This window comes from Stenotrophomonas sp. 10N36, assembly GCF_056395005.1.
Genome location: NZ_JBFTIS010000015.1, coordinates 1 through 24356, shown reverse-complemented (window position 1 = coordinate 24356; position 24356 = coordinate 1). Strand labels below are relative to the sequence as shown.

Here is a 24356-nt window from a genome sequence, read left to right as displayed (position 1 = left end):
CGTTGGTCGATACGCCATCAACGGTGGCGGTGTTTCCCTGCGCACCCACCAACGGTGGGTGCCTACCCATCGGTGATCGGCCATCGGCAGCCCGCGTAGGGGTATTGGCCGATCTGTTCCGCCAGCCCCGCTCGAATCGGATTGCCGAGGATGTACATGGCGTGCCGATGCAGGGATTCATCCGAACGCACCGCATGGTCGTGGTACCCCGATTGCCACATCGGACCGGTTCGCCCATGCAGCCGGTTCAACAGTAGCGCACTGCGTGATTTGAGTCGTTGGGCGATGTAGGCCAGCGTGTGTGCACGCAGCTCCACCAGCCAATGGATGTGATCGGGCATGACCACCCAGGCCTGTGAGCAACACAGACCCTGTTCGTCGAGCTGGGGAAACAGCTCCATCATGATGGCCGCGTTGTGCGGGTCAGCGAACCAGGGACGACGGTGCAGGCACACCATGGTGAGCGTGTAGGACTGGCCGACGATGGAGGATCGCCCCAGCCTGAGGCGCGGACTGTTCATGCCGCCATCGTCCCTGCACCCACGGATGGCAGACATCGGCGGAAAGCCTGATGTGGGGTCGGGGAACGGTACCGACCAACGGTCGGTACCTACCGGCAAAGCGGATCGGGTAGGCGGCGACCGTTGGTCGTCGCGCGGTGTGCGGTACCGACCAACGGTCGGTACCTGCCGGGAAAGCGGATCGGGGTAGGCGGCGACTGTTGGTCGTCGCGCGGTGCGCGGTACCGACCAACGGTCGGTACCTACCGGCAAAGCGTATCGGGGTAGGCGGCGACCGTTGGTCGTCGCGCGGTGTGCGGTACCGACCAACGGTCGGTACCTACCGGCAAAGCGGATCGGGTAGGCGGCGACCGTTGGTCGTCGCGCGGTGTGCGGTACCGACCAACGGTCGGTACCTACCGGGAAAGCGGATCGGGGTAGGCGGCGACCGTTGGTCGTCGCGCGGTGTGCGGTACCGACCAACGGTCGGTACCTACCGGGGAAGCGGATCGGGGTCGTCGCGCGGTGTGCGGTACCGACCAACGGTCGGTACCTACCGATGGGGTGATCGTTGCGCCCACAACCACGCCCACATCGCGTCATCGGCATATGTGGCATCCCACGCATTGTGGTTGCCATCCGGGTACTCGGTGTAGCGCGCGTCCTTCGCGCCGGCCTGTTCGAACGCCGCCTTCAAACGGCGGTCGTCTTCCGGCGGGACCACGTCGTCGCGTGTGCCATGGAACATCCAGATCGGGGTGTGTTTCAGGCGCTGGGCGATGGCCGCGTACGGGTCGGCTTCATGCGCCACGTCTTCCACGAACAGGGTCGGGCGCACCGCACGCGGGGCCAGTACCGCGCCGCAGACCGGCACGATGGCGGCGAAGCGCTGTGGGCTGTCCAGCGCGATGTTCCAACTGCCGTAGCCGCCCATCGACATGCCGGTGAGGTACTGGCGCTGCGGGTCGGCGTTGAACTCGGCCACGGTGGCATCCAGCGCGGCCAGCGCGACGCGGTTGTTGTCGCCCGACCACTCGCCGTCGCCCGGCACCTGGGGCAGCACCACCAGCGCGGGGAAGGTATCGGCATGGCGGCGCAGGTACGGGCCCAGCCCGGCCTCGGTCTGGGCCTGGTTGTCGTTGCCGCGTTCGCCCGAACCGTGCAGGAACAGCACCACCGGCAGGTGATCGGCCTGCGCCCGTGCGCCGCGTGGCACGAAGACCTGGTAGTACGCGGTACGTCCGTCCACCTTCACCGCGCGGGCTTCAAACCGGCCCACGTCCTCGCGGGTGGGCGCACACCCGGCCAGCGTCACCATCGCCATTGCCCACAGCAGCCACCCGGTGCGTCGTGCCATTGCCCATCCTCGACTGGAAACGATTTCAGTCTAGGCGCCCTGGCGCGCCGGGGCATCGTGCAGTGCATCAGTCCGGGCGCGGCGCGGCGGCCAGGATCTCCGTCTGCTCGATCGCCTCGGGATGCCCCTCGGCGGCGGCCGCCTGTACCTGGGCCAGGGTGGGGTGGACTACCAGCAGGATCGGGTTTTCGCACTGCGGGCAGTCGAACTGCGCTTCGTCTTCGTGCAGCTCCATCGGCATCTGGCGCGCGCTGCCCTGCCATTCGCAGGCGGCGCAGGTGTACGTCGCGTCACGCCAGCCGGGGACGAAGTAGTTGTCGAGGGTCACGGCCATGCGGGGTCCAGGGTCAGTGCAGCAGGATCAGGGTGGCCAGGCCAAGGAAGCTGAAGAAGCCCATCACGTCGGTGACGGCGGTCACCACCACGGTGCCGGCCACGGCCGGATCGACGTTCATGCGCTTGAGCATCAGCGGCAGCAGCACGCCGGCCAGCGCAGCGGCGCAGAAGTTGATGATCAACGCCAGGGTGATGACCAGTGACAGCAGGAAACTGTGGAACCACAGGAAGGCGATGATGCCCACCACCGTGCCGATCAGCGTGCCGTTGATCAGCGCCACGCGCGATTCCTTCCACAGCAGGATGCGTGCATTGCTCGGGCCCACCTGGCCCAGCGCGATGCCGCGCACCATGAGGGTCAGCACCTGCACGGCGGCATTGCCGCCGACGCCGGCCACGATCGGCATCAGCACCGCCAGCGCCACCACTTTCTGCAGGGTCAGCTCGAACTGGCCGATCACGCTGGCGGCCAGGAACGCGGTGCACAGGTTGATGCCCAGCCAGACCACGCGGCCGCGCACGGCGCGCTTGATCGGCGAGAACAGGTCTTCCTCTTCGTCCAGACCGGCGGCGCCCAACGCCTGGTGTTCGGCCTGCGAACGGATGATGTCGACCACGTCATCGATGGTGATGCGGCCGAGCAGGATGTTGTTGTCGTCCACCACCGGCGCGGATACCCAGTCATGATCGGAGAACTGCCGGGCCACTTCCTCGGCCCCTTCGCCGACGTCGATGGCCGGCTGCTCGTCGTCGATCAGCCGGTTGATCGGGGTGTTGTCTTCATGGGTGACCAGCGCGGCCAGCGACAGCCGGCCCAGGTACTGGTGGCGACGGCTGACCACGAACAGGTGATCGGTGTGGTCGGGCAGTTCGCCACGCAGGCGCAGGTAGCGCAGCACCACGTCCACATTGACGTCGGCGCGCACGGTCACCACGTCCGGGTTCATCAGGCGGCCGGCGCTGTCCTCGGGGTAGGACAGCACCTGCTCGAGCCGCTCGCGGTTCTCGCGGTCCATCGACTTGAGCACTTCGTCGATGACCGTGTCGGGCAGGTCTTCGACCAGGTCGGCCAGGTCATCGATGTCCAGGTCTTCGACCGCGGCGATGATTTCGTCCGGGTCCATGTCGGCCAGCAGGCTTTCGCGCACTTCTTCGCCGACGTGGACCAGCACCTCGCCATCGTCTTCCGGGTCGACCAGGCCCCACACCACTTCGCGCTTGCCCGGCGGCAGCGATTCCAGCAGGTTGCCGATCTCGGCCGGCGCCAGCGTGTTGACCAGCCGGCGCACCGGACCCAGTCGCCCGCTGTCCAGTGCATCGGACAACAGCCGCAGCTGGCGTGCCGTCTTGTCGTGGCGTACGGCTTCGGCCATGGGCAGCTCCTGCGGGAAAAGAAAAGGCCGCGATCCGGACAGGATGCGGCATGCGGGGTGGTCAGCGCGTCATTATCGCGTGCTTGTGTGTCAATCGGGTAGGGCACGACCGTTGGTCGTGCCGCGTATGCGAGTAGCACGCACGCATTCAACGACGGTAGTGCCGGCCGCTGGCCGGCAACCACGCATACCGATCCGAAGGTTCATGCGGAGCCGGCCAGCGGCCGGCACTACCGGGCCTTTTCGATCCAGCGTTCAATGCCGCGGCGGTCGCGCGCCTGCATCAGCTTCGGTGCCATCGCCTGCAGCACGGACAGGTCGCTGTCGCGGATCGCGCGGCGCACTTCCAGCAGCGTGCCCGGGTGCAGGCTGAACTCGGTGAGGCCCAGGGCCAGCAGCAGCGGAGTCATGCGCGGGTCGCCGGCGATCTCGCCGCACACCGCCACCGGGATGTCGTAGGCCTGGCCGGTGCGCAGGATATGCGCCAGCAGGCGCACCACCGCCGGATGCAACGGCGAGTACAGCTCGGTGACCGCTTCGTTGTTGCGGTCGGCCGCCAGCAGGTACTGCACCAGGTCGTTGGTGCCGATCGACAGGAAGTCGACCAGGTCGATGAAGCTCTCCAGCGCGATCGCCGCGGCGGGCACTTCGATCATCGCGCCGAAGGGAATGTGCTCGGCCACCTCATGGCCTTCGGCGCGCAGCAGCTCGGCCTGCTTGGCCAGGCGCCGGCGGACCGCAAGGATTTCCTCGCGGGTGCTCACCATCGGGATCAGGATGCGCAGCTTGCCGTAGGCCGAGGCGCGCAGGATCGCGCGCAACTGGGTGTCGGCCACTTTGGGCCGGGCCAGCGACAGGCGGACGCCGCGCAGGCCCAACGCCGGGTTTTCCTCGTTGCTCAGGGTCAGCCCGGTGCGGTCGGCCTTGTCCGCGCCCAGGTCCAGGGTGCGGATGGTCACCGGCCGCCCGCTCATGCCGAGGGCGGCGTCGCGGTAGGTTTCGAACTGCTCCTGTTCGTCGGGCAGCTCGTTGCGCTGCAGGAACAGGAATTCGGTGCGGTACAGGCCCAGCCCGTGCGCGCCCAGCGCATGGGCCTGGGTGACGTCTTCGCTGGATTCGGCGTTGGCCAGCAGCGCGATGTCGACGTTGTCGCGGGTGCGGGTCGGCTTGGTGCGCAGGCGGCCGAGTTCGCGCTGTTCGCGCGCGTGCTCGCGCAGACGGACGCGGTAGTCGCGCAGGTCCGGGGCCTGCGGGTTGATGGTGACCGTGCCGTCGCTGCCATCCATGATCAGCACGTCGCCGTCGGCGACCTTCTGCAGCACGTTGGGGACGTTGACGATCAGCGGCAGGTGCAGGCTGCGGGCCAGGATCGCGCTGTGCGACAGCGCACTGCCGCCGGCGGTGACGATGCCGACCACGCCGTGCGCCTGCAGCTGGGCCAGCTCGGAGGGGGCGATGTTGTCGCAGACCAGTATTTCGCCGGCCATGCCTTTGACGTCCGGCGGGCGCTTCTGCAGGAAGGCATGGATGCGGCCGATCACATGGTCCAGGTCGTCCATGCGGCTCTTCAGGTAGGCATCGTCCATGCCGTCGAAGACCTTGGCCAGGCGGTCGCGCTGCACCCGCAGCGCATACCCGGCGCTGTAGGGGCCGCTGCGGATCAGCTCATCCAGCCCGAACAGCAGCTCCGGGTCGTCCAGCAGCAGCGCGTGCAGGTCGAGGAATTCGCCGACTTCCTTGTTCAGGGCACCCTGCAGGCGCTGGCGCAGGTCGTGCATTTCCGCACGCGCCGCGTCCACAGCCTGGTGCAGGCGCTGCAGTTCGGCCTCCACCTTGGCCGGGGGGATGCGCTGCTCGGCCACTTCCAGCGCGTGCGGCAGCCGCACCCGGGCGCGGCCGAGCGCATTGCCACGCGAGGCACCGTGCCCGGTCAACAGCAGCGCGCCGGACGCTGTCCGGCTGGCGGCGGTCGATCCCGGTCGCGACGGCTGCCCCGGCATGGTCAGTTGTCCTCGTCGAAGCGCCGTTCGAACAGGCCCACCACGGCGTCCATCGCGGCGGCTTCGTCTTCGCCGTCGATGCGCACGGTGACCGGCGTGCCCTGGCCGGCGGCCAGCAGCATGACGCCCATGATGCTCTTGGCGTTGATCTCACGGCCCTTGGCGGCCATGGTCACGTTGCAGCGGAAAGGGGCCAGCTCCTGCACCAGCTTTGCAGTGGCGCGGGCGTGCAGGCCCAGGCGGTTGGATACGGTGAGTTCACGTTCAAGCATCGTCGACAATCGCTCCATTGCGAGTGCCTGCCGCGGCAGTGGCAGGCAGTTGATCCAGTCCCTGTTCCGGATAATTCATCACCCGCAACAACATCGGCAGGCTAAGCGCCGAAACCCGGCGAGCCGGGGTGCCCAAACGAGCCAGTTGCCCGGCCAGATTGCTGGGGCTGGCGCCGTACAGGTCGGTCAGGATCAGCACGCCCTGGCCACTGTCCACCCGGCGCAAGGCGGCCGAGGCGAGTGGGAGCAGGACGTCCAGGTCTGCGTCGAACGGTACTTCGAAAGCTTCGGTCTTCAGCGGCAGGTGCCGCAGCAGCCGGGTCGCCACATCCAACAGGGACGTGCCGACGCCGGGGTGTGTTACGAGGAGAATGCCACAGGTCATCCCCGAACGTTAACAGGTCAACATGAATTGGGGGTAGGGGTAGGCCGCACGCGGCCCATCCCGGGTAGCACCCGACCGTTGGTCGGGTGACATTTCAATTGGCACCGAGGGCCGCAAAAAAAGCGCTTCCGCGCGCACGACCCCCAATCCAACGACATTTCTGTGTTCCAAATCGGGTGCCCAGGCACGCCGTCAATCCAGTTCCCGGTGGAAGGTGGCCACTTCCGGCCAGCCCTGCTCACGGGCGTGGCGGGCCATGCGTTCGGCCAGGTACACCGAGCGGTGCTTGCCGCCGGTGCAGCCGAAGGCCACGGTGACATAGCTGCGGGTGTCGTTGCCCAGCCGCGGCAGCCAGGTATCCAGGAAGTCGATCAGCTGGCCGGCATAGCGCTGCACGTCGGGCTGGGCGTCCAGGTACTCGCGCACCGGGCGCTCGCGCCCGGACATCGGGCGCAGTTCGGGGTCCCAATGCGGGTTGGGCAGCACCCGGGCGTCGAACACGAAGTCGGCCTCGGCCGGCACGCCGCGCTTGTAGGCGAACGATTCGAACAGCAGCGACAGCTTGCTGCCATGGTTCAGCGCGAACTCGGTGACCACCTTGCGGCGCAACTGGTGCACGTTGAGAGTGGTGGTGTCGATCACCGCGTCGGCGGCGCGCCGCAGCGGGGCGGTCAGTTCGCGCTCGCGCGCGATCGCTTCGGGCAGCGACAGGCCCAGCTGGCTGAGCGGGTGGCGGCGACGGGTGTCGGCGTAGCGCTTGAGCAGGGTTTCGTCGGTGGCATCGAAGAACAGCAGCTGCGCGTCCAGGCCGGCGGCCAGCGCATCTTCGCGCCAGTGCGAGAGCTGGCTCAGGTCGCTCTGCCCGCGCACGTCGATGCCCACGGCCAGGCGGCGCGGTGCATCGGCATCATGGCCGGCCAGCAGGCTGCGCACGAAGTCCGGCAGCAGGTTGATCGGCAGGTTGTCCGAGCAGTAGTAATCGAGGTCTTCGAAGGTTTTCAGTGCGACCGTCTTGCCGGAACCAGACAGGCCACTGACGATGATCAGGGTGGCGGCGGTCGGGGCGGAGGCGGGGGTGTTCATGGCGTTCGGCGTTCCAACAGGTTGCTGTGGCGGGCGATGAACATCGCCGCAGGATCGATGCCCTTGGTGCGCAGGATGTGCAGCCGGGTGGCGGCTTCGGTCAGCACCGACAGGTTGCGCCCGGGCATCACCGGCAGGGTGATCAGCGGCACGTCCAGGTCCAGCACGTGGCGGGTGCCGGAATCGCCGGTCAGGCGCTCGTAACCATGCGGGGTGGGCTCGGTCATGGGCTTGGTCAGGTGCACGATGAGCCGAAGGTACTTGTTCTTCTTTACAGCAGTGTCACCGAACATCTCGCGCACGTTGAGCACGCCCAGGCCGCGCACTTCCAGCAGGTCCTGCAGCAGTTCCGGGCAGGTGCCGTCGAGCACGTCCGGGGCGATCTGGGTGAATTCCGGGGCGTCGTCGGCCACCAGCCGGTGCCCGCGGCTGAGCAGCTCCAGGGCCAGTTCGCTCTTGCCCGAGCCGGCTTCGCCGGTGATCAGCACGCCAATGGAATAGATCTCCATGAACACGCCATGCAGGATCACCCGCGGCGCCAGCGTGCGCGCCAGGTGGTAGGACAGGTGGTTGAGCAGTTCGTGGCCGCGCTTGGGCGAGATCCACAGCGGGGTCTGCGATTCGTCGGCGGCTGCACGCAGGTCTTCCGGGCAGGCCTGGTTACGGGTGATCACCAGCGCCAGCGGGTGCGAATGCATGATCCGCTCGATGGTCTCCCAGCGCTGGCGCGAGTCCAGCGAGTCCAGCCAGGACAGCTCCTCGGTGCCCAGGATCTGCACCTTGTTGGGGTAGATCGCGTTGAGGTAGCCGGCCAGTGACGGCCGCCGCGAGACGGTGTTGCCCGCTTCCAGTTCGCGGCGCTCGCCCTGCTGCCCGGCCACCCAGCGCAGGGCCAGGCGGTCGCGCTGCTGTTCGAACAGCTCACGCGCGGTGATGCTGGTATTCATGCGGCACTCGCCGGCGGGGGAAATTCGATGACCTGGCGCAGTGCCTCGCCGTCGCGCGCTTCGCGCAGCGCCTGGCGGATGTCCGGCTCGGAAAACAACTCGGCCAGCTCTGACAGCAGCATCAGGTGTTGATGGGTGTAATGGGCCGGGACGGCAATGGCGAACACCAGGTCCACCGGTTCGTCGCCGCCGAATTCGACCGGGCTTTCCAGTCGCAGCAGGGCGCCGCGCGGGCGCTCCAGCAACGGCGCGCGACCGTGTGGAATGGCGATGCCGTGGCCGATCGCCGTGCTGCCCAGCTGCTCGCGCTGGCACAGGTTCTGGTAGATCAGGTCGGCATTGGCTTCGCGGCAGGCCAGCAGCCGGGCGGCGGCATGCAGGACGCTGTCGCGATCGGCGGCCGGCAACACTTGCGTGCGCACGGCCGCCAGGAGATCAGTCAAGGGCATGTCAGGGGAAGAACGAGGACGTCAGTCGTCATTGTCGCCCACTGGCAGCGGCGCGTGCTGCTGTTTTTTCTCCTTGTGCTTGATCACAAGACGGTCCAGCTTGTCGGCCAGGATATCGATCGCGGCATACATGGTCTGACCGCCAGCCTCGGCGTGCAGGGTCTGGCCGGGGACGTTGGCACTGGCATCGACGTGGTGTTCGTTCTTGCGCAGCTCCAGGGTGACCCGCACCTCGCAGTGCTGGTCGAAGTGCTTGCCCAGGCGCTGCAGCTTGGTTTCCACGTACTCGTGCAGGGCCGGGGTGACTTCTACGTCTTTGCCAAACGTCTCGATGCGCATCGGGTTTCTCCTTTGTTCGGATGAGCCAATGAACCTTTCCGCCGGGCGCGGTGCGTCAGGCGATTCGTACCCGTTCGTGCGAGGCGGAAATGTTCATGGCCTCACGATACTTCGCCACGGTGCGCCGCGCTACCGGTATTCCCGAGGTCTTGAGCAGGTCAGCCAGCTTGGCGTCAGAAAGCGGCTTGCGCGGGTTCTCGTCGTCGATCAGGCGCCGGATCATGGCCTGGATGGCAGTGCTGGACGCTTCGCCGCCACTGTCGGTGTCGATGCCCGAGGCGAAGAAGCTGCGCAGTGCCAGGGTGCCGCGCGGGGTACGCACGTACTTGCGCGCGATCGCCCGGGAAATGGTCGATTCGTGCAGGCCCAGTTCGGCCGCCACCTCGCGCAGGGTGAGCGGGCGCAGCGCCTGTTCGCCGAACTCCAGAAACGCGGCCTGCTGCTGCAGCAGGCTGCGCATCACCCGCAGCAGGGTTTCCCCCCGTGCCTCCAGGCCCTTGAGCAGCCAGCGCGCTTCCTGCAGGTGCGCGCGCAGGTAGCCGGCGTCGGCCTCGCCACAGCGGCGGATCATCTGTTCGTAGCCGCGGTGGATGACCACCTTGGGCCCGGCATGGCTGGCCAGCGCTGCGCGCCAGACCCCGTTCTGGCGCCAGACCACGCAGTCGGGCACCACGTAGCTGTCATGGGCCAGCTCGCCGATCTGGGTGCCCGGGCGCGGGTCCAGTGTGCGCAACAGCTGCACGGCCACCTCCACCTCGGCCACCGGCTCCCGCAGTTCGTGCGCCAGCCCGGCCACGCCGCTGCGCGGCAGCCGCTCCAGTGGGCCGTCGGCGATGCGCCGGGCCAGCGCCAGGCCCGGAGTGTCCGGGCACAGCACGTCCAGTTGCAGCCGCAGGCATTCGCCCAAGGTGCGCGCGCCGACCCCGATCGGGTCGAAGCGCTGGATCTGGTGCAGCACCGTGAGGATCTCGGCGTCATTGGCATGAATGGCCGGCAGCAGGGTCTCGGCAATGGCCGACAGCGGCTCGCGCAGGTAGCCGTCGTCCTCGAACGCGTCGATGAGTGCGGCGCCGATGCTGCGATCGCGCGTGGACAGGTGCGACAGGTGCAGCTGCCAGAGCAGGTGGTCGACCAGGCTGTCGGTGTCGGCCACGCGCTCGGCGGCGCTGCCGTTGTCGTCATCGTCGAACGAGCCGCCGCTGTTGCCGCTGCTCCAGTCGCCTTCCCCCGGGGCCCAGTATTCACTGGCCGAGGCCTGGTGCTCGCCGTCGCTGTGGGTGTCGGTGGGAGTGGGCGGGCGCTCGTCGTCGCTGGGCGCCACCTCCAGGGCGGGCTCGGCGTTCTCGGCCCAGTCCAGCAGGGGGTTGGTTTCCACCGCCTCGGCGATTTCCAGCTCCAGTTCGGCGCTGGACATCTGCAACAGCTTGATCGCCTGACGCAGCTGCGGCGTCATGACCAGTTGTTGTCCCAGCGATGTCTGCAGCCGTGCTTTCATGCCTGTGCCGAACGAAGGGAAGGCGCCGCAGCGGCCGGGCGTCAGAGCTTGAAGGTGTCCCCAAGGTAGACGCGACGGACATCGGCGTTGGCCAGAATCGCCTCTGGTGCCCCCTGCGCCAGTACGCTGCCTTCGTTGAGGATATACGCGCGGTCGCAGATTCCCAAGGTTTCCCGCACATTGTGGTCGGTGATCAGCACCCCGATGCCACGCTGCTTGAGGTGGGTGACGATGCGCTGGATCTCGCCGACCGAGATCGGGTCCACGCCGGCGAAGGGTTCATCGAGCAGGATCAGGCGCGGCCGGGCGGCCAGCGCGCGGGCGATTTCGCAGCGCCGACGTTCACCGCCGGACAGGCTGGCGCCCAGCTGGTCGGCCACGTGGCCGATCTGCAGCTCGTCCAGCAGCGAATTCAGCTCGGCCTCGCGGCCGGCCTTGTCCAGGTCCTCGCGCAGCTCCAGCACCAGGCGGATGTTGTCGGCCACGGTCAGCTTCCGGAATACGGATGGTTCCTGCGGCAGGTAACCCACGCCCTGCTTGGCCCGGGTGTACATCGGGTCGCCCGTGATGTCCTTGCCGTCCAGCACGATGCTGCCGGCGTCGGTTTCGACCAGGCCGACGATCATGTAGAAGCAGGTGGTCTTGCCGGCACCGTTGGGGCCCAGCAGGCCCACCACTTCACCGGCTTCCAGGGTCAGACCGAAGTCCTTGACCACTTCGCGCTGCTTGTAGCGCTTGCGCAGGCCTTTGGCGACGAGCATTACTTCTTGCTCCCGGCAGTGGGGACGGTGGTCTTGGCGGCCGGCGCAGCCGCCGGCGCCGCAGTCTTGTTCTTGGGCGGAATCACGGTGCGCACGCGGGTGCCGTCGCCGCCGCTGTTCATTTCGCCGGTGCGGGTGTTGTAGGTCATCTTCTGGCCGGCGTTGGTGCCGCGCGCGCTCTTGACGTGGTAGTTGCCGGTCATCACCAGCACTTCGCCCTTGATGTCGTAGTCGATGCGGTCGGCGCTGGCGTCCATCCAGCTGCCGTCATCGAGCTGCTGCTTGAGCTTGGCCTGCTTGCCGGTGAACACCGCGCGCACCGCCTCGCCGTCCTTCATGTAGATCTCGGCGTCGGACGAGCGCAGGTCCAGCGTGCCCTGGGTGATCACCACGCCCTGGGACAGGGTGGTCTTGCCATCGCCGATCAGGGTGCCCGACTGGGCGCCGGCGTCGATGGTCATGTCCTGGTTGCGGTCGGTGGACTTCGCGCTGGCGGCGAAGGTGGGGACCAGAAGGCTGATCGCGCAGGCGGCTGCAAATAGGATCTTCATGAAGGGAGTCTGTCCTGCCGGAGAAGGGGGCGTGGCCGAAGAGGCCACGGGGTAAGGGGGCATTGGCCAGGCAGGCGCCTGGCCGGCGGGTGGGGCGGTGCAGCGGCGCCGGTCCAGGGGACGTCGCCTGCGGCTGCACCGGCTCAGCGTTGGGGCGTGTAGCGGCCCTTGGACTGGCTCAGGAAATGGTAGGTCTTGTTCTTGGAATCCAGCTCGAACCCCACGCCGGACTGGGTCATGCCCGGGCGGGTCATGGTCACCAGCGCATCGGTCTTGGCCCGGTTTTCCTTGGGGAACACATCCAGGTGGTCGGTACGGAAGGTGGTGGGTGGCACGTTGGCCACCTTGGGGCTGTCACCACTGACGTTGCCGGCAAGCTTGAGCTGGTCGCCCTTGGCGCTGACCCAGCCGGTGTCGCTGCGCAGTTCCCAGTGGTTGCCGTCCTGGTCGGGCAGCAGGAACAGCGGGGTGGTGATGCTCATCGTTTCGTCGTTGCGCGACCGCTCCAGCAACGGCGCACGCAGGGTGGTGGATTCCTTGCCCTGCTCATCCAGCGCGATGATCTGGAAGTCGTGCAGCACGTAATCCTTGCTGCCGTCATCGGTGGCCTGCGCGGCCGGCTTGTCGCGGTGGCGCAGCAGCGACCAGCCGCTGAGCACGGCAGCCACCAGCAGCAGACCGCCCAGAACGGTGCGCCAGTTCATGCGCCGAACCTCGCCAGTACCGCGTCCACGTGGCCCTGTGCGGCCAGCAGCACGTCGCACAGCTCGCGCGCCGCGCCACGGCCGCCATCGCTGCGGGTCTGCCAGTGCACGCGCTCGGCAATCCAGGGATGGGCATTGGCCGGTGCCACCGCCAGGCCCACCGCGCACAGCGGGGCCAGGTCGGGCAGGTCGTCGCCCATGAAGGCGACCTGGTCCAGCCCGATGCCGTGGGTGGCGCACAGCGCGCGTACGCTGGCCAGCTTGTCGCCCACCGCGATCTGGGTGTCGATGCCGAGGTCCGCGCCACGCTTCTGTGCCGACAGGCTGTTGCGCGCGGTGATCAACACCGGGTGGATGCCGTGTTGCTGCAGCAATTTCAGGCCAAGTCCGTCCTGCACGTAATACGCCTTGCTCTCGTTGCCGTCACGGTCGTAGTAAAGCCGACCATCGGTGAGCGTGCCGTCCACGTCGAAACAGGCCAGCCGGATGCGGCCGGCAACGGCATGCAGGTGGGACGGGAAACCGGGCAGCGGGGAATAGGGCATCGGCAGGGGGCAGGTCGTGGCTGAATGGAGGAAGGCAACTGTGGTTTAAACCACCCGCGCCCGCAACAGGTCATGAATGTTGAGCGCGCCGACCAGCTTTCCCTGGCCGTCCACCACCATCAGGCCGGTGATCTTGTGGGTCTCCATGAGCCGGGCGGCCTCGGCGGCCAATTGGTCGGCGCCGATGGTGCGCGGGTTGCGGGTCATCACCTCGGCGATCTTCGCGCTGCGCACGTCCAGCTCGGTGTCCAGCGCACGGCGCAGGTCGCCGTCGGTGAACAGGCCGATCAGGCGCTGGTCGGCGTCCACCACGGCGGTCATGCCCAGCCGCTTGCGGCTCATTTCCAGCAGGGCCTCGCTGAGGCTGGCGTCGGCGTCCACCTGCGGCAGCTCCTCGCCGCTGTGCATCACATCGGTGATGTGCAGCAGCAGGCGGCGGCCCAGGCTGCCGGCCGGGTGCGAGCGGGCGAAGTCGTCGGCGGTGAAGCCGCGGGCATCGAGCAGGGCCACGGCCAGCGCATCGCCCATGGCCAGCGAGGCGGTGGTGCTGGAGGTGGGGGCCAGCGCCAGCGGGCAGGCCTCGGCGGGCACGCTGACGTCCAGGTGGACGTCGGCGGCCTGCGCCAGGCTGGACTGCGGGCGGCCGGTCATGGCGATCAGCCGGTTGCCCTGGCGCTTGAGCACCGGCAGCAGCATCAGCAGTTCGTCGGACTCGCCCGAGTAGGACAGGGCCAGCACCACGTCGTCTTCGGTGATCATGCCCAGGTCGCCGTGGCCGGCCTCACCGGGATGCACATAGAAGGCCGGGGTGCCGGTGGAGGCCAGGGTGGCGGCGATCTTGCGGGCCACGTGGCCGGACTTGCCCATGCCGGTGGCCACTACCCGGCCCTTGCCGTGCAGGACCAGCTGGCAGGCCTGGCTGAACGCATCGCCAAGCCGGTCGGCCACGGCGGCCAGGGCGTCGGCCTCGATCTGGAACACGCGGCGGCCGCTGGCGACCAGTGCCGCAGGGTCGGCCGGATGGGGGAGCAGGGGCGATACAGCCATGCGGGCGCCACGCGGAAGAGTAGAATGAGCGCTCATTTTATTAGGAAAGCCCGTTGGACGCCGAGACCATCCGCAATCTGATCGAAACCGGCCTGCCCGGCGCCCGCGCGGACGTGCAGGGCGACGATGGCGTTCACTTCGAGGCCACCGTGGTCTGCGACGCCTTTGCCGGCAAGCTGCCGCTGGCGCGCCACCGCATGGTCTATGCCACTCTGGGCGATCTGATGGGCGGGGCGATCCACGCGCTGGCGCTGAAGACGGTGACCCCGGGCGAAGCGGGCTAGTTCGCGGACCGATCAGATCAGCCGACCAATTAGATCAGCCGACCAACGGTCGGCTCTACCTCAATTCAAGTAGATTCCATGGCCAAGATTGTAGTGACCGGCGGCAAGCCGCTGCACGGTGAAGTGAACATTTCCGGCGCCAAGAACGCCGTCCTCCCCATCCTGTGCGCCACCCTGCTGGCCGACGCGCCGGTGGAAATCACCAACGTGCCGCACCTGCACGACGTGGTCACCACGGTGAAGCTGCTGGGCGAACTGGGGGCCAAGGTCACCATCGACCAGGGCACGCTGTCGCGCGGCAGCGCGATCGTGGTCGACCCGCGCCCGGTGAACCAGCACGTGGCCCCGTACGAGCTGGTGCGTACCATGCGCGCCTCGATCCTGGTGCTGGGCCCGCTGCTGGCCCGTTTCGGTGCGGCCGAAGTGTCGCTGCCCGGCGGCTGCGCCATCGGCTCGCGCCCGGTTGACCAGCACATCAAGGGCCTGCAGGCGCTGGGTGCGGAAATCACCGTCGAGAACGGCTTCATCAAGGCGCATGTCGCCACGCGCCTGAAGGGCGCGCACTTCACCTTCGACATGGTCAGCGTCACCGGCACCGAGAACGTGCTGATGGCCGCCGTGCTCGCCGAAGGCACCACCGTGCTGGACAACGCGGCGATGGAACCGGAAGTGACCGACCTGGCGCACTGCCTGATCGCACTGGGCGCGAAGATCGAAGGCCTTGGCACCGCCCGCCTGGTCATCGAAGGCGTGGAGAAGCTGTCCGGCGGGCGTCATGAAGTGCTGCCCGACCGCATCGAAACCGGCACCTTCCTGGTGGCCGCGGCGATGACCGGCGGCAAGGTCACGGTGAACCGCGCCCGTCCCAACACCATGGACGCGGTGCTGTCCAAGCTGGTGGAAGCCGGTGCAAAGATCGAGACCACTGAAGACAGCATCACCCTGGACATGGAAGGCAAGCGCCCGCGCGCGGTCAACCTGACGACCGCGCCGTACCCGGCGTTCCCGACCGACATGCAGGCGCAGTTCATGGCGCTCAACTGCGTGGCCGACGGCGTGGGCGTGATCAATGAAACGATCTTCGAAAACCGCTTCATGCACGTCAACGAACTGCTGCGCCTGGGCGCGGACATCCAGGTGGAAGGCCATACCGCGATCGTGCGCGGTGCCGAGCACCTGAGCGGTGCGCCGGTGATGGCCACCGACCTGCGCGCGTCGGCGTCGCTGATTCTGGCGGGTCTGATGGCTGACGGTGACACCACCATCGACCGCATCTACCACCTGGACCGTGGCTACGAGAACATCGAAGAGAAGCTGTCTTCGCTGGGCGCGACCATCCGGCGCGTGGCCGCATGATCCTGCGCGGCTCGTTCACCCGCCGCCGCAAGGCGCTGCTGGTGCTGATCCTGGTGGTGCTGGCGTGGCTGGGCTATGCCTGGTACGCCAACATCGCCATTACCCAGGGGATCGAGCAGCAGGACATGGACTGGAACGCCGACGGCACCGTCAGCCGCACCGAAGTGCTGCAGGCGTTCTATGCGGTGGGCGTGACCAACCAGCAGGAAGGCAACCGGCACTGCCGCACCTTCTACTGGCGCAGCAACGGCGAGCAGATCCGCGTGGACTGCAAGACGGTGTTTGGCGACGAAGCCAAGAAAGAATGAAGAAAGCCCGCGCAAGCGGGCTTTTCTCTATCTAGCGACATGCGGCACTGGTGACGCGCGGTAATGACGAAACGCCGCAATGACGGCACGCCGTAATCGGTAGGTACCGACCGTTGGTCGGTACGCATGCAAGCAGCCGACCAACGGTCGGCTCTACCGCGGCGGCGGCATGCTGCAATTGCGAAGCGGCAATGACGAAACGCCGTAATGACGGCACGCCGTAATCGGTAGGTACCGACCGTTGGTCGGTACCGATGCAAGCAGCCGACCAACGGTCGGCTCTACCGCGGTGGCGGCATGCTGCAATTGCGACGCGGCAATGACGACATGCCGTAATCGGTAGGTACCGACCGTTGGTCGGTACCCATGCAAGCAGCCGACCAACGGTCGGCTCTACCGCGGCGGCGGCATGCTGCAATTGCGACGCGGCAATGACGAAACGCCGCAATGACGGCACGCCGCAATCGGTAGGTACCGACCGTTGGTCGGTGCGCGTGCAGGCAGCCGACCAACGGTCGGCTCTACCGCGCGTGTTTAATGCATGCCTTTGATCGTCAGGTCCAGCGCGTCCTTGCCGCCCTCACGCTGCAGCAGGCGGGCCGGTACCGGGAATTCCTTGACGACCCAGGCGATCAGTTCCTTGTTGCCGTCGGTACGCGACACCTTGGTGGCGTCATAAGACTTGCCGCCCACGCTGATCTTCTCCTGCCCGACCACCTTGTAGGTCATCGGCTTGATCCGGCCTTCGTCGACCATGCGGTAGGTCAGCGGCTTGCCGGCCGCCAGGTCGCGGGCGATCGCCAGGTTGATCAGCAGCGCATCCATGTCACCGGGCTTCAGCGCGACCGGGCCGCGGCGGTCGCCCTTGACGTCACCGGTCCAGGTGGCCTGGTTGCTGGACCAGTTGTAGGTGGCATCCACGTTGCGCTTCTTCACCAGCAGCACCGAACGGTCGTTGCTGCTGAGCGGGCGCAGGCGGCCGTTGGCCTCCTCGAACACGGTGCTCTGGCTGAGATCGGCCAGCTGGTTCTTCACGTTCAGGCTGTAACGCCACTTGTTGCTGCCTTCACTGGCCAGGGTCATGGTGCCGTTGGCCTGCATGCCCATGTAGCTGGCCAGGTACTCGGCCTTGAACGGTTCCAGCGCCATGGCCGGCAGGCTCACCACGGCCAGCGCGCCAGCGGCGATCCAGGTCAGCGGGCGGTTCATCAGGTTCATTGCTCAGACTCCTTGGTATTCGATCAGGCGCAGATCAATCCGATCTTCGCCGTCTTCGCGTTGCAGGATGCGCACCGGCGTGGGGACACCGTTGGCGATCCAGAGGATGGTTTCGTCATTGCCGCCGTTGGTCCGGTGGACCCGCAGCGCGTTGTAGGACAGGTCGCCGACCTGCACGTTCTCGGTGTCGGCTGCCGCCTGGTAGTCGTGCTGGCGCACGCGGCCCACGTCGACATAGCGGTAGTGCATCTGGCTGCCGGGACGTGCGTCGCGCATGATCGCCAGGTTGATCAGCAGGGCGCTCTGGTCACCGGGCTGCAGCGGAATCGGCTGGGTACGTTCCTTCTTCAGGTCGCCCAGCCACTGCGCGGTGCCGGCCTGCCAGTTGTAGGTGCCACTGACCTTTTTGCCCAGGAACAGGCCCTTGCGCACGGTGGCCTGGCTGATCGGTACGTAGACCTCGCCCTGCTTCTCGAACACGGTGCTCTGTTCCAGGTTCAGGCCCAGCACGCTGGCAAAGCCGCGCCGGCCTACGACCTGCATGTCCACCCGCCACTGCGCGCCGCCGGTGTGGGTCACCTTCATGGTGGCATCGCCCGCTTCCTTGCCCTTGTACAGGGCCTGGTAGGTGGCGGTGAACGGCTCCAGCGGCGGCGCTTCCCAGCTGATGGCCGGCACCGGCAGCGGCGCGGCCGCCTGTTCCGGCGCGGCCGCAGGCGGTTCCTGCGCCTGCGCGATCGCCACGGTGCACAGCAGGGATGCCATCAGCAGCACTGGCTTGGACAGGGAGATGTTCATGCGGGCACGGGAAAGGGGGAGAAGGGAGGATGCCAGCGTCCGGATCAGCAGCGCGTGTGCGCGCCGCTCACCTGTTCAGCTTACCGGCGAAATCTAGGCGCAAGGGGCTAAACAGGGGGTGACCGTCAACCACCAGCTGTCCGTGCCGTTCAGTCACGCGGCCGGACACCAGCCACTGCAGGCTGGCAATCAGTAGCGGGTGTTCCACCGCCAGCACCCGCTGGGCCAGTGTTTCGGGGGTGTCGCCGGCCAGCACCGGCACCTGCGCCTGGGCCAGCACGGTGCCGGCATCCAGTTCGGGCACCACGAAGTGCACGCTGGCACCATGCGCGGCGTCGCCGGCCTCCAGTGCGCGGGCGTGCGTGTGCAGGCCCTTGTACAGCGGCAGCAGCGACGGATGGATGTTGACCAGCCGGCCGTCGAAGCGCTCGACGAAGGCCTGGCCCAGGATGCGCATGTAGCCGGCGCAGACCACCCAGTCCGGGGCGAACCCGGCCAGTGCATCGCCCAGTGCGGTATCGAAGGCGGCGCGGTCGGCGAAGTCCTTCGGCGAGCGTGCCCAGCGCTGTTCGGCAGCGACCTGCTGCAGGGCGGGCGCGTCGGGCTTGTCCGACAGCACCGCCACGACCTGCGCGTCGAGCTGGCCGGCCGCGATGGCCGCGCTGATCGCCTGCAGGTTGCTGCCGCGGCCGGACGCGAGCACCGCCAGGCGTGCCGGTGCGCTCATCGCTGCGGGCTCCGCTGTGCCATCGGCCAGACCAGCAGGCTGCCCAGCGTGGCCAGCAGCATGTCGGCGTGCGCGTCCCACATATCGCCCTGCTGGCCGTTGTAGGCCTCGGCCGCTTCGGGCGACAGCAGCAGCGCAATGCCCCATTCCAGCCATTCGTAGGCCAGGCTGGAGCACATCACCACCATCACCGCCAGGGTGAAGGCCTGGCCGATGCGCAGCGCCGGCCACGCATGGCGCGCCAGTTGCAGCAGTGCCGGGGTGAAGCAGACGCCGTACAGGAAATGGATGAGCCGGTCGAAGTGGTTGCGCTGCCAGCCGAAGGTGGCGTTCGGCGACCAGTGCAGCGCGGCCTGCAGCCACGCGTCGTAGGGCACGTTGGAATACAGCCAGCGCGCGGCGATGCAGTGGATGGCGATGAAGCCGCAGATCGCGGCGAACGCGCCGTTGCCCAGCCCCCAGCGGCGGTCGACCCACCACAGCGCCACCAGACCGATCACGGTCAGCGAGCTGTGCAGGGTCTGCTCAAGCGGCCACAGCGGTTGGATCCAGCTGGCCGCGAACACCGCCAGCACGGCGGCAAGGGCGAGCTTCTTGGCCATCGAAAACGGACGGGCACTGCGGCCACGGTGGTTCATGCGCGTCAGCCGGCAGGTCAGGGCGTGGAAGGGGGCGGGGTGGCGCCGTGCGCGAAGCGCTCACGCACCGAGGTGCGGGTCAGGGTGACCAGGGTGAAAACGCCCAGGATGGTGCCCAGCGGCATGAACATGCAGCACACGCCGGCGGCGACCATGCACAGCGTGTGGCGCTGCTCGCGCGCCAGGCAGCGCCCGGCGTAGCCGACCAGTCCGGCCATGGCGAGCATGCCCACGAAGAACACCGCACCCAGCCCGGTGAACACCCAGCCCATCAGCTGGACCTCGCCCGGCGACGACGCCGTGCTGCTGTCCACCGGCATGGCCCCGCTGAGCACCGCGATGCCCAGCACCAGATAGATCACCGGGAACAGCGAAAACAGCGCGGTGAAACCGGCCATTACGTAGTGCAGCACCGACAACAGGCGCAGCTGCGCCGCGTCGTCCTGGCCGCCGCGCGGCGGTGCCATGGGCATCCGCGGCGGCAGCGGCGGTGGAGCGAGGGCATCCATGCGGGGCTCCATGGGGGCGATCAACCGATCTTGACGCGCTCGGCACCGTCGGCGACGGTCACCGTGCCGATGGTCCAGTGGTCCAGGCCCTGTGCGGTCACGGCAGCGGACACGGTCTGGACCTGGTCGGCGGCCACGATCAGCACGAAGCCGATGCCGCAGTTGAAGGTGCGCCACATCTCGCTGTCGGCCACCGCGCCTTCCTTCTGCAGCCACTGGAACACCGGCGGCAGGGTCCAGGCGTTGGCCTGGATGTCCAGGCCCAGGCCATCGGGCACCACGCGGATGATGTTCTCGGTGAGGCCGCCACCGGTGATGTGGGCCATGCCGTGGATGGCCGCGCCATGTTCCTTCAGCAGCGCCAGGATCGGCTTGACGTACAGCCGGGTGGGGGCCATCAGCGCGTCGACCAGCTTGACCCCGCCGTCGAGCTCCAGCTCCGCCGGCTGGCCGGCGCGGTCGTAGATGCGGCGCACCAGCGAGTACCCGTTGGAGTGCGGGCCGGAGGAGGCGATGCCGATCAGCACGTCGCCGGCGGCCACGCTGGCGCCGTCCTTCAGCTCGCTCTTCTCGACCCCGGCCACGGTGAAACCGGCCAGGTCGTACTCGCCCGGGGCGTACATGTCGGGCATTTCAGCGGTTTCGCCGCCGATCAGCGCGCAGCCGGCCTCGGTGCAGCCGTTGGCGATGCCGCCCACGACCGCCGCGGCGGTGTCGATGTCTAGCTTGCCGGTGGCGAAGTAGTCCAGGAAGAACAGCGGCTCGGCGCCCTGCACCAGCACGTCGTTCACGCACATGGCCACCAGGTCGATGCCGATGGTGTCATGGCGGCCCAGCTGTTGTGCGAGCTTCAGCTTGGTGCCCACGCCGTCCGTGCCCGACACCAGCACCGGCTCGCGGTACTTGTTGGACAGGTCGAACAGCGCGCCGAAGCCCCCCAGCCCGCCCATCACTTCGGGGCGGAAGCTGCGCTTGACCAGCGGCTTGATGCGCTCGACCAGTGCATTGCCCGCGTCGATGTCGACACCGGCGTCGCGGTAGGTCAGGGGAGAGGGGTTGGACGGGGAGTTGGTCACGGGCGTCGGCGCTGCGCTGGGGTGAATCGGCGATTTTAACAGGCCACGTTGGCGCGCAGGCCCTATTCGGGCAACAATTCCCCCCGGATACGCTCAATGGAAGTCCTGATGCGCCGCAGCCTCTTTTTGATGATGCTCCTCACGCTATGCCTGCCCGTGGCCACGATGGCCCAGAGCGGCCTGCGTACCGAAGGCGACGTGGCCAGCGCCACGGGCGCCTATGAGGCCGAAGTGCCGGTCAACAGCCAGGCCGACGCCGACCGCAATGGCGCGTTGGCGCGCGCGCTGGGCAATGTGCTGGCCAAGCTGTCCGGCGACCGCAGCGTGATGGGCCGCCCGGGCGTGGCCCAGGCCCTGCGCGGGGCCAAGGATTACGTGGCCAGCTATGACTATCGGCAGGACCAGAGCACCTCGGCCAGTGGGGCGCCCAGTTTCCGCACCACGTTGGTGGCCCGATTCCGCCAGGACGACGTGGATGGGCTGATTTCCGCGCTGGGGCTGCCGCTGTGGCCGCAGCCGCGGCCCAAGCCGGTGGTCTGGCTGGCCATCGACGATGGCAGCGGCCCGCGTCTGGTCAGCGTGCAGCAGGCCAACGCCGCCCGCCCGTTGCTGAACCGCGCCATCGAGCGCGGCTACAAGCTGGGCCTGCCCGGTGGCAGCGCCGCCGAGCAGGCCGTGGTGGGCGCGATCTGGCGGCAGGACACCGCCGCGGTGGCCCGCGCCTCCTCGCGCTACGCCCCGCCGATGCAGCTGGTGGGCAAGCTGTACCGCGCCAACGGCGGCTGGGTGGCCGACTGGGTGTTCGTGGACGGTGGCAAGGAACTGAACAAGTGGACCACCAAGGACACCGACGCCCGCCGTGCCATGGCCAGCGGCGCCGACGGCACCGCCGACGCGCTGGTCCGGCGGTACGCCAAGGCCGGGGCCGCCACCGGCGCGGCCGGCAGCTACACCATCGTGGTGAGCGGGCTGGACAGCGCCGAGGACTACCTGCGCCTGGCCGCCGGCCTGCGTGAAAACCCGGTGGTGCGCAACATCACCCCGCTGCGCGCGTCGGGCAACCGCCTGGAGCTGTCGCTGGAGATGACCACCGGCCTGTCCGGCCTGAACCGCATGCTCGGCGACAACGGCGTGATCGTGCCGCTGGCCCCGCTGCCGGTGCCGGTCGACGGCGATGACGCCCCCGGCACCCCGCCGCCCCCGGCCAGCAACGAGTACCGACTGCGATGATCCTCACTCCCGAAGCCGAGATCGCGCAGTTCCTGCGTCGCCTCAAGTACGTTCTGGCGGCGCTGGCAGTGGGCTGGGTGATCTGGCTGCTGGGCCCGATCCTCACCCCGTTCGTGCTGGCGCTGGCGCTGGCCTGGCTGGGCGACCCGCTGGTCGACCGCATCGAGGCCACCGGCCGCTCGCGCAACACCGGCGTGGTGCTGGTGTTCGTGGCGATGATCCTGGTGATCACCGCCGCGCTGCTGATCCTGGTGCCGATGATCGAGCGCCAGATCGCCACGCTGGTGGCGGCCATCCCGCAGGCCCAGCAGTGGCTGATGCAGACCGGCATTCCGTGGTTCGAGCAGAAGACCGGGCTGGAGATCATGCAGTGGATGGACCCGGACCGGCTGATCGAGTGGGTACGCAGCCACTGGCAGCAGGCGGGCGGATTCGCCAAGACCTTCTTCGGCTACGTGTCGCGCTCGGGCTTCACGATGGTGACCTGGGTGGTCAACATCCTGCTGCTGCCGATCCTGGCGTTCTACTTCCTGCGTGACTGGGACAAACTGGTGGAGCGGGTGGCGTCGATGATCCCGCGCAACCACATCGGCACCATCACCAAGCTGGCCCGCGAGTCCGACGAGGTGCTGGGCGCGTTCATCCGCGGCCAGTTCCTGGTGATGATCGCGCTGGGCGTGGTGTATGCCGCCGGCCTGTCGCTGGTGGGGCTGAAGCTGGGCCTGTTGATCGGCCTGGTGGCCGGCCTGATCAGTTTCATTCCCTACCTGGGCGCCACCACCGGCATCGTGATGGCCATCGGTGCCGCGCTGGTGCAGGCGCAGGGCTTCGACCTGAAGCTGCTGATCCTGGTCGGCGTGGTGTTCACCGTGGGCCAGCTGCTGGAAAGCTACGTGCTCACCCCGCGCATCGTGGGCGACAAGATCGGCCTGCACCCGGTGGCGGTGATCTTCGCGGTGATGGCCGGTGGCCAGCTGTTCGGCTTCCTGGGCATGCTGCTGGCGCTGCCGGTGGCGGCGGTGAGCAACGTGCTGCTGCGCTATGCGCACCAGCGTTACCGCCAGAGCGACCTGTATGCCGGCGAGAAGTCGGCGATCGTGCTGGATTCGTACATCGACACGCCCACCATCATCGTGGATACCTCACCGAAGGCGCCTGACTCGAAGTGAGCGTCGTTCCGCAGTTGCCGCTCGCCCTGCGCTACCCGCAGGACGAGCGACTGGAAACCTTCATCGGTGCACCGGATGGTGCGCTGGCGCAGCTGCGTGCGATCGCGGTGGGGGCCGCGCACGACTGGGTGTACCTGGAAGGCGCGGCCGGCACCGGCAAGACCCACCAGGCGCTGGCGATGTGCTCGCTGGCCGAACAGGCCGGCCGCCAGCCGACCTACCTGCCGCTGAAGGCGGTGGTGGGGCGCACCCGCGCCGCGCTGGAATCTCTCGAAGGGCGCGACCTGGTCGCGCTGGACGGGCTGGATGCGGTGGCCGGGCAGCGCGAGGACGAGGTGGCGCTGTTTGATTTCCACAACCGCGCGCGCAGTGCCGGCATCACCCTGCTGTATACCGCTCAGCACGGTCCGGACCAGCTGGGTCTGGTGCTGCCGGACCTGCGCTCGCGCCTGCAGCAGTGCGTCCGCGTGCAGCTGCAGCCGCTGGATGACGAAGGCCGCGCGGCGGTGCTGCGCGAACGCGCGCTGCGCCGCGGCCTGGCCATCGACGAAGCGGCGATCGAATGGCTGCTGACCCGCACCGGCCGCGAACTGGGCAGCCTGGTCAGCCTGCTGGACTGGCTGGACCGCGAATCGCTGGCCGCACAGCGACGCATCACCGTGCCGTTCCTGCGGCAGGTCCTGGAAGACGGCCCCCACCGGTTGTAGAGCCGACCGTTGGTCGGCTGCTCTGGTCGGCTCGCATCCCGATCGACTGCCGATATGCCCGCACCGTTCTTTGGTGGCATGACATTGGATCAACGGCGGCTTCGGCTGCAGGTCATGCGTTCGCCGCGCCGTTCCCGGTCATCGGCGGTCGTTTGGGAACCGACCCTACCGGCCGGTCGTTCGCCGCATTTT

At 67.9% G+C, this 24356-nt stretch carries 28 protein-coding genes and 1 pseudogene; 6 read left to right on the top strand and 23 right to left on the bottom strand.

The window, feature by feature from the left end; translation table 11 throughout:
• Window positions 1-62 precede the first annotated feature (62 nt).
• From AC1DCJ_RS14350 to AC1DCJ_RS14270, 17 genes and pseudogenes are all read right to left on the bottom strand, one after another.
• Window positions 63-521 carry an REP-associated tyrosine transposase gene (locus AC1DCJ_RS14350; RefSeq protein ID WP_478071248.1) on the bottom strand — a complete coding sequence of 153 codons (459 nt, stop codon included), beginning with the start codon at window positions 519-521 and terminating at the stop codon, window positions 63-65.
• A gap of 532 nt (window positions 522-1053) precedes the next feature.
• On the bottom strand, window positions 1054-1824 hold the full coding sequence (locus AC1DCJ_RS14345; RefSeq protein WP_478071319.1) for a carboxylesterase family protein: 771 nt from the start codon (window positions 1822-1824) through the stop codon (window positions 1054-1056).
• Window positions 1825-1924: 100 nt separating this feature from the next.
• On the bottom strand, window positions 1925-2191 hold the full coding sequence (locus AC1DCJ_RS14340; protein ID WP_478071247.1) for a hypothetical protein: 267 nt from the start codon (window positions 2189-2191) through the stop codon (window positions 1925-1927).
• 13 nt (window positions 2192-2204) lie between these two features.
• Window positions 2205-3566: a magnesium transporter gene (mgtE, locus tag AC1DCJ_RS14335; RefSeq protein WP_038689989.1), complete on the bottom strand. Its 1362-nt coding sequence runs from the start codon at window positions 3564-3566 to the stop codon at window positions 2205-2207.
• Between the two features lie 230 nt (window positions 3567-3796).
• Window positions 3797-5529, bottom strand: a pseudogene (ptsP, locus tag AC1DCJ_RS14330) (phosphoenolpyruvate--protein phosphotransferase); the annotation flags it as partial.
• Between the two features lie 39 nt (window positions 5530-5568).
• Window positions 5569-5838, bottom strand: a complete 270-nt coding sequence (locus AC1DCJ_RS14325; RefSeq protein ID WP_038689987.1) for an HPr family phosphocarrier protein — start codon at window positions 5836-5838, stop codon at window positions 5569-5571.
• Window positions 5831-6223, bottom strand: coding sequence for a PTS sugar transporter subunit IIA (locus AC1DCJ_RS14320; protein ID WP_038689985.1), 393 nt, complete (start codon window positions 6221-6223; stop codon window positions 5831-5833). The genes AC1DCJ_RS14325 and AC1DCJ_RS14320 overlap by 8 nt, the downstream gene beginning before the upstream one ends.
• A 192-nt stretch (window positions 6224-6415) precedes the next feature.
• Complete coding sequence (rapZ, locus tag AC1DCJ_RS14315) at window positions 6416-7306, bottom strand: RNase adapter RapZ (RefSeq protein ID WP_038689983.1); 891 nt, start codon at window positions 7304-7306, stop codon at window positions 6416-6418.
• The gene (gene hprK, locus AC1DCJ_RS14310; RefSeq protein WP_038689981.1) at window positions 7303-8253 is read right to left on the bottom strand and encodes an HPr(Ser) kinase/phosphatase; all 951 of its coding nucleotides are present in this window, start codon (window positions 8251-8253) and stop codon (window positions 7303-7305) included. The genes rapZ and hprK overlap by 4 nt, the downstream gene beginning before the upstream one ends.
• Window positions 8250-8702 (bottom strand): PTS sugar transporter subunit IIA, encoded by a 453-nt coding sequence (locus AC1DCJ_RS14305; protein ID WP_128098032.1) that lies wholly within the window; start codon window positions 8700-8702, stop codon window positions 8250-8252. The genes hprK and AC1DCJ_RS14305 overlap by 4 nt, the downstream gene beginning before the upstream one ends.
• Window positions 8703-8723: 21 nt before the next feature.
• Window positions 8724-9041, bottom strand: a complete 318-nt coding sequence (hpf, locus tag AC1DCJ_RS14300; RefSeq protein WP_038689977.1) for a ribosome hibernation-promoting factor, HPF/YfiA family — start codon at window positions 9039-9041, stop codon at window positions 8724-8726.
• Window positions 9042-9096: 55 nt separating this feature from the next.
• Window positions 9097-10494 carry an RNA polymerase factor sigma-54 gene (locus AC1DCJ_RS14295; RefSeq protein ID WP_478071318.1) on the bottom strand — a complete coding sequence of 466 codons (1398 nt, stop codon included), beginning with the start codon at window positions 10492-10494 and terminating at the stop codon, window positions 9097-9099.
• Window positions 10495-10577: 83 nt separating this feature from the next.
• Entirely contained in the window at window positions 10578-11297 is a 720-nt protein-coding gene (gene lptB, locus AC1DCJ_RS14290) for an LPS export ABC transporter ATP-binding protein (protein WP_038689973.1), read from the bottom strand.
• On the bottom strand, window positions 11297-11848 hold the full coding sequence (gene lptA, locus AC1DCJ_RS14285; protein ID WP_478071246.1) for a lipopolysaccharide transport periplasmic protein LptA: 552 nt from the start codon (window positions 11846-11848) through the stop codon (window positions 11297-11299). The genes lptB and lptA overlap by 1 nt, the downstream gene beginning before the upstream one ends.
• A gap of 143 nt (window positions 11849-11991) precedes the next feature.
• A complete protein-coding gene (gene lptC / locus AC1DCJ_RS14280) occupies window positions 11992-12552 on the bottom strand; it encodes an LPS export ABC transporter periplasmic protein LptC (RefSeq protein WP_038689969.1) in 561 nt (186 codons plus the stop codon).
• A complete protein-coding gene (locus AC1DCJ_RS14275) occupies window positions 12549-13097 on the bottom strand; it encodes a KdsC family phosphatase (RefSeq protein WP_038689968.1) in 549 nt (182 codons plus the stop codon). The genes lptC and AC1DCJ_RS14275 overlap by 4 nt, the downstream gene beginning before the upstream one ends.
• A gap of 45 nt (window positions 13098-13142) precedes the next feature.
• Window positions 13143-14144, bottom strand: a complete 1002-nt coding sequence (locus tag AC1DCJ_RS14270; RefSeq protein ID WP_038689966.1) for a KpsF/GutQ family sugar-phosphate isomerase — start codon at window positions 14142-14144, stop codon at window positions 13143-13145.
• Between the two features lie 53 nt (window positions 14145-14197).
• Here AC1DCJ_RS14270 and AC1DCJ_RS14265 point away from each other — a divergent pair, with 53 nt between their 5' ends.
• The 3 genes from AC1DCJ_RS14265 to AC1DCJ_RS14255 all read left to right on the top strand — a co-directional run bounded on the left by AC1DCJ_RS14265 (window position 14198) and on the right by AC1DCJ_RS14255 (window position 16092).
• Complete coding sequence (locus tag AC1DCJ_RS14265; RefSeq protein WP_038689964.1) at window positions 14198-14428, top strand: BolA family protein; 231 nt, start codon at window positions 14198-14200, stop codon at window positions 14426-14428.
• 78 nt (window positions 14429-14506) lie between these two features.
• Window positions 14507-15784 (top strand): UDP-N-acetylglucosamine 1-carboxyvinyltransferase, encoded by a 1278-nt coding sequence (murA, locus tag AC1DCJ_RS14260; protein ID WP_038689962.1) that lies wholly within the window; start codon window positions 14507-14509, stop codon window positions 15782-15784.
• On the top strand, window positions 15781-16092 hold the full coding sequence (locus tag AC1DCJ_RS14255) for a hypothetical protein (RefSeq protein WP_038689960.1): 312 nt from the start codon (window positions 15781-15783) through the stop codon (window positions 16090-16092). Before murA ends, AC1DCJ_RS14255 begins: the two co-directional genes overlap by 4 nt.
• Before the next feature lie 534 nt (window positions 16093-16626).
• On the opposite strand, the gene AC1DCJ_RS14250 is transcribed toward AC1DCJ_RS14255, so the two are convergent.
• The 6 genes from AC1DCJ_RS14250 to purM form a co-directional block, all read right to left on the bottom strand.
• Window positions 16627-17310: a DUF3108 domain-containing protein gene (locus AC1DCJ_RS14250; protein WP_137188792.1), complete on the bottom strand. Its 684-nt coding sequence runs from the start codon at window positions 17308-17310 to the stop codon at window positions 16627-16629.
• Window positions 17311-17313: 3 nt separating this feature from the next.
• The gene (locus tag AC1DCJ_RS14245; RefSeq protein WP_414715967.1) at window positions 17314-18108 is read right to left on the bottom strand and encodes a DUF3108 domain-containing protein; all 795 of its coding nucleotides are present in this window, start codon (window positions 18106-18108) and stop codon (window positions 17314-17316) included.
• A 67-nt stretch (window positions 18109-18175) separates the two neighbouring features.
• Window positions 18176-18835 carry a phosphoribosylglycinamide formyltransferase gene (purN, locus tag AC1DCJ_RS14240; RefSeq protein ID WP_478071245.1) on the bottom strand — a complete coding sequence of 220 codons (660 nt, stop codon included), beginning with the start codon at window positions 18833-18835 and terminating at the stop codon, window positions 18176-18178.
• The gene (locus AC1DCJ_RS14235; protein ID WP_141057332.1) at window positions 18832-19473 is read right to left on the bottom strand and encodes a DUF2238 domain-containing protein; all 642 of its coding nucleotides are present in this window, start codon (window positions 19471-19473) and stop codon (window positions 18832-18834) included. The genes purN and AC1DCJ_RS14235 overlap by 4 nt, the downstream gene beginning before the upstream one ends.
• A gap of 17 nt (window positions 19474-19490) precedes the next feature.
• Entirely contained in the window at window positions 19491-19982 is a 492-nt protein-coding gene (locus tag AC1DCJ_RS14230) for a hypothetical protein (RefSeq protein WP_313423778.1), read from the bottom strand.
• Between the two features lie 20 nt (window positions 19983-20002).
• A complete protein-coding gene (gene purM / locus AC1DCJ_RS14225) occupies window positions 20003-21058 on the bottom strand; it encodes a phosphoribosylformylglycinamidine cyclo-ligase (protein WP_478071244.1) in 1056 nt (351 codons plus the stop codon).
• A gap of 108 nt (window positions 21059-21166) precedes the next feature.
• On the opposite strand from purM, the gene AC1DCJ_RS14220 reads away from it, so the two are divergent.
• The 3 genes from AC1DCJ_RS14220 to hda are packed head-to-tail and all read left to right on the top strand — an operon-like array spanning window position 21167 to window position 24164.
• Complete coding sequence (locus AC1DCJ_RS14220) at window positions 21167-22288, top strand: DUF2066 domain-containing protein (protein WP_181406134.1); 1122 nt, start codon at window positions 21167-21169, stop codon at window positions 22286-22288.
• Window positions 22285-23457, top strand: a complete 1173-nt coding sequence (locus AC1DCJ_RS14215; protein ID WP_447592327.1) for an AI-2E family transporter — start codon at window positions 22285-22287, stop codon at window positions 23455-23457. The genes AC1DCJ_RS14220 and AC1DCJ_RS14215 overlap by 4 nt, the downstream gene beginning before the upstream one ends.
• Entirely contained in the window at window positions 23454-24164 is a 711-nt protein-coding gene (gene hda / locus AC1DCJ_RS14210; RefSeq protein WP_137188798.1) for a DnaA regulatory inactivator Hda, read from the top strand. The genes AC1DCJ_RS14215 and hda overlap by 4 nt, the downstream gene beginning before the upstream one ends.
• Window positions 24165-24356: the final 192 nt, after the last annotated feature.